Raw genomic sequence first — 3,882 nt, 5'->3', positions numbered from 1 at the left:
AGCGTCAGATGTGTTTAAGAGACAGACCGGGGCGCGATGTTCGACCCGTCGGCGGTGTTCTACATGAACAAGATCGCCGTCGGCCCCGAGGCCGCCGACGTGCTCGACATCACCGCGCCCATCGCCGAGAACATCAAGGCCGTCGCGAAGGTTAAGGCGCTGTCGGTGCGCGACATGACCGTGTGCATCCTGGACCGGCCTCGGCACGCGCAGCTGATCGAGGACGTCCGGGCGACCGGTGCCCGGATCCGGTTGATCACCGACGGCGACGTCGCCGGCGCCATCTCGGCGTGCCGCTACCTGTCCGGCACCGACATGCTGGCCGGCATCGGCGGCACGCCCGAGGGAATCATCGCCGCCGCCGCGATCCGGTGCATGGGTGGGGCCATCCAGGCCCAGCTGGCGCCGAAGGACGACGAGGAACGCCAGAAGGCGATCGACGCCGGCCACGACGTCGACCGGGTGCTGACCACCGAAGACTTGGTGTCGGGCGAGAACGTCTTCTTCTGCGCCACCGGGGTGACCAACGGCGACCTGCTCAAGGGCGTGCAGTACTACCCCGGCGGCTGCACCACCCAGTCGATCGTCATGCGGTCGAAGTCGGGCACCGTGCGCATGATCGAGGCCTACCACCGGCTCTCGAAGCTCAACGAGTACTCCGCCATCGACTTCACCGGCGACAGCACCGCCGCCTATCCCCTGCCCTAGATCCGGAACCACGCTTTAAAGACAAGGACTGCTATCTATGGCCTCTGATGCCAACGACACCGAATACCGCATCGAACACGACACCATGGGCGAGGTCCGGGTACCCGCAAAAGCGTTGTGGCGCGCGCAAACCCAGCGCGCGGTGGAGAACTTCCCCATCTCGGGACGGGGCCTGGAGCGCACCCAGATCCGCGCGCTGGGCCTGCTGAAGGGCGCGTGCGCGCAAGTCAACAAGGACCTCGGGCTGCTGGCCCCGGAGAAGGCCGACGCGATCATCGCCGCGGCGGCCGAGATCGCCGACGGCCAACACGACGACCAATTCCCCATCGACGTCTTCCAGACCGGGTCGGGCACCAGCTCGAACATGAACACCAACGAGGTGATCGCGAGCATCGCGGCCGCCAACGGCATCACGGTGCACCCGAACGACGACGTCAACATGTCGCAGTCGTCCAACGACACGTTCCCGACCGCGACCCACATCGCGGCCACCGAGGCCGCGGTGCGGCACCTGATCCCGGCGCTGGAGGTGCTGCACGAAGCGCTGGAGAGCAAGGCCCGCGAGTGGCACACGGTGGTCAAGTCGGGCCGCACGCACCTGATGGACGCCGTTCCGGTGACGCTCGGCCAGGAATTCAGCGGTTATGCCCGGCAGATCGAGGCGGGCATCGAGCGGGTGCGCGCCACGCTGCCCCGGCTGGGCGAGCTGGCGATCGGCGGGACCGCGGTGGGCACCGGCCTCAACGCCCCGGACGGCTTCGGCGCCAAGGTGGTCGAGACGTTGATCGCCTCCACCGGCCTGAACGAATTGCGCACGGCCGCCAACTCTTTCGAGGCCCAGGCGACCCGCGACGGCCTGGTCGAGGCGTCCGGCGCGCTGCGCACCATCGCGGTGTCGCTGACCAAGATCGCCAACGACGTCCGCTGGATGGGGTCGGGCCCGCTCACCGGCCTGGCCGAGATCCAGCTGCCGGACCTGCAACCGGGTAGCTCGATCATGCCGGGCAAGGTGAACCCCGTTCTCCCCGAGGCGGTTACGCAGGTGGCCGCGCAGGTGATCGGCAACGACGCGGCCGTCGCTGTCGGCGGCTTGAGTGGCGCGTTCGAGCTGAACGTCTACATCCCGATGATGGCGCGCAACATCCTCGAGTCGTTCAAGCTGCTGACCAACGTGTCGCGGCTGTTCGCGGAGCGCTGCATCGTCGGGCTCAAGGCCAACGTCGAGCACCTGCGGGAGCTGGCCGAGTCGTCGCCGTCGATCGTGACGCCGTTGAACTCGGCGATCGGCTACGAGGAGGCCGCCGCGGTGGCCAAGCAAGCCCTCAAGGAGCGCAAGACCATTCGCCAGACCGTGATCGATCGCGGCCTGATCGGCGAAAAGCTCTCGGAAGAGGAACTCGACCGCAGGCTGGACGTCTTGGCGATGGCCAAGGTCAAGCCGGCGAAGTAGAGGTGGTTCAGCGATGACGGCACCTCCGGGCGGGCCCTACGGCCAGGAGCCCTACGGAAACCCCTATGGGCAACAGCCCTATTGGGGCGGCCCGCCGCAGGGCGGCCAATACCCGGGCGGCCAATACCCGCCCCCGCCGACCGGTCCGTACTATCCGCCGTATCCGCAAGCGGGACAGCAGTTCCCGCCCGGATATCCGCCCGGGCCGCCACCGCGTGGGCCCGGGTCGAAGCTGCCCTGGTTGATCATCGCGGGGCTCGTCGTGCTGGCCGTCATCGCGCTGGTGGCCACGCTGATCGTGATGCGCGGGGGTAACCACGGCAAGCCGTCGACCGCCGCACCCTCGTCGTCGAGCACCACCACCAGCAGCCAACCGAGGGGCCAGCAGACCGCCAGCGATTGCACCCCGAACGTGTCCGGCGGTGAGATCCCCCGGACGGACTCGATCGCCGCGGGCAAGCTGTCGTTCCCGGCCTCGGCGGTGCCGCCCAACTGGCAGCTGTTCTCCGACGACCAGAACCCGAACCTGATCGGCGCGGTCGGCGTCGCCCAGGAGGTGCCGGGGGCCAGTCAGTGGATGATGACGGCCGAGGTCGGCGTCACGAACTTCGTCGCCAGCATGGACGTCTCCGCGCAGGCGTCGAAGTTGTTGCAGTGCCTCGCCAACGGGCCCGGCTATGCGAACGCGACGCCCACGCTGGGCCGGACGAAGACGTCGTCGATCACCGTTGACGGCACCAAGGCCGCCCGCGTCGACGGCGACATCACGATCGCCGACACCTCCCGCGGCGTCAAGGGCGACTCGGTCACCGTCATCGCCGTCGACACCAAGCCGGTCACCGTCTTCATCGGCAGCACCCCGATCGGGGACGCCCCGTCGGCGGACATCATCGGCCGGATCATCGCCGCGCTGAAGGTCGGCAAGTCCTGACGCGCCCTACGCGGGCGCCGAGACGTGGGTGGCTTCGGAGCGCCCCCGCAACACGGTGGAATAGCACTCCGCCCAATGCGTTCCCTCGGATTCGTCGGCCCGCTCGATGGCCGCCGCCGAGCACAGGATGCGCCGGTCGGCGGTCTTGGCCAGGTCGGCCAGCCGCGCGGCCTCGTTGACCGCGTCGCCGATCACCGTGTACTCGTAACGGTTTTCGGCGCCGATGTTGCCGGCGAACACCCGCCCCGCCGATACGCCGATGCCGAAGTCGACCGGCAGCCGGCGCAGCTGGGTACCCAGGGCGCGCGCGGTCGCCAGTGCCGCCGACGCCGGCTCGCCGGTCTGCAACGGCGCCCCGAAGACGGCCAGCGCCGCATCGCCGGCGAATTTGTTGATCAGCCCGTGGTGTTCGTCGACGGCGTTGACGACGAGGCGAAAGAAATCGTTGAGCACTTCGGCAACCTCTTGCGGCGGACGGCTTTCCGCCAGCTGCGTGGAGCCCACCAGGTCGATGTAGAGGATCGCCGCCTCGACGACGTCTCCCGACAGCGACGCGCCCTCCTCGATGGCACGGTGGGCGACGTCGGTTCCGACGTGGCGCCCGAAGAGGTCGCGCACCCGGTCCCGCTCGGCCAGCCCGGCCACCATGCGGTTGAAACCCGTTTGCAGCCGCCCGATTTGAGAGCGCTCGTAGGCCCCGACGTAGGTCCCCATGCGGCCGTGTTCGACCTCCGCCATCGCGTCGACGATCTCGCCGAGCGGATCGGAGATGGATCTGTCTCTTATACACATC

3 protein-coding genes and 1 pseudogene are annotated in these 3,882 nt (G+C 68.5%); 3 read left to right on the top strand and 1 reads right to left on the bottom strand.

What is annotated here, in order from left to right:
- Positions 1-24 precede the first annotated feature (24 nt).
- The 3 genes and pseudogenes from WU80_RS24250 to WU80_RS24240 form a co-directional block, all read left to right on the top strand.
- Positions 25-708, top strand: a pseudogene (locus WU80_RS24250) (fructose-bisphosphatase class II family protein); the annotation flags it as partial.
- A 37-nt stretch (positions 709-745) separates the two neighbouring features.
- Positions 746-2,158, top strand: a complete 1,413-nt coding sequence (locus WU80_RS24245) for a class II fumarate hydratase (RefSeq protein ID WP_055405624.1) — start codon at positions 746-748, stop codon at positions 2,156-2,158.
- Between the two features lie 13 nt (positions 2,159-2,171).
- A complete protein-coding gene (locus WU80_RS24240; RefSeq protein WP_055405625.1) occupies positions 2,172-3,089 on the top strand; it encodes a hypothetical protein in 918 nt (305 codons plus the stop codon).
- A 6-nt stretch (positions 3,090-3,095) separates the two neighbouring features.
- On the opposite strand, the gene WU80_RS24235 is transcribed toward WU80_RS24240, so the two are convergent.
- The coding region (locus tag WU80_RS24235) for an adenylate/guanylate cyclase domain-containing protein (protein ID WP_082462591.1) at positions 3,096-3,882 on the bottom strand (787 nt) is incomplete at its 5' end.

The organism is Mycobacterium sp. UM_11 (genome assembly GCF_001414075.1).
In the GTDB taxonomy this organism is placed as follows: Bacteria; Actinomycetota; Actinomycetes; order Mycobacteriales; family Mycobacteriaceae; genus Mycobacterium.
This window is presented reverse-complemented; position numbering and strand designations above follow the sequence as displayed.

What these genes read in the sequence shown, in the direction of transcription:
- WU80_RS24245 (WP_055405624.1), top strand. Translation starts at nt 746, where the DNA reads ATGGCCTCTGATGCCAACGACACCGAATACCGCATCGAACACGACACC.
- WU80_RS24240 (WP_055405625.1), top strand. Translation starts at nt 2,172, where the DNA reads ATGACGGCACCTCCGGGCGGGCCCTACGGCCAGGAGCCCTACGGAAAC.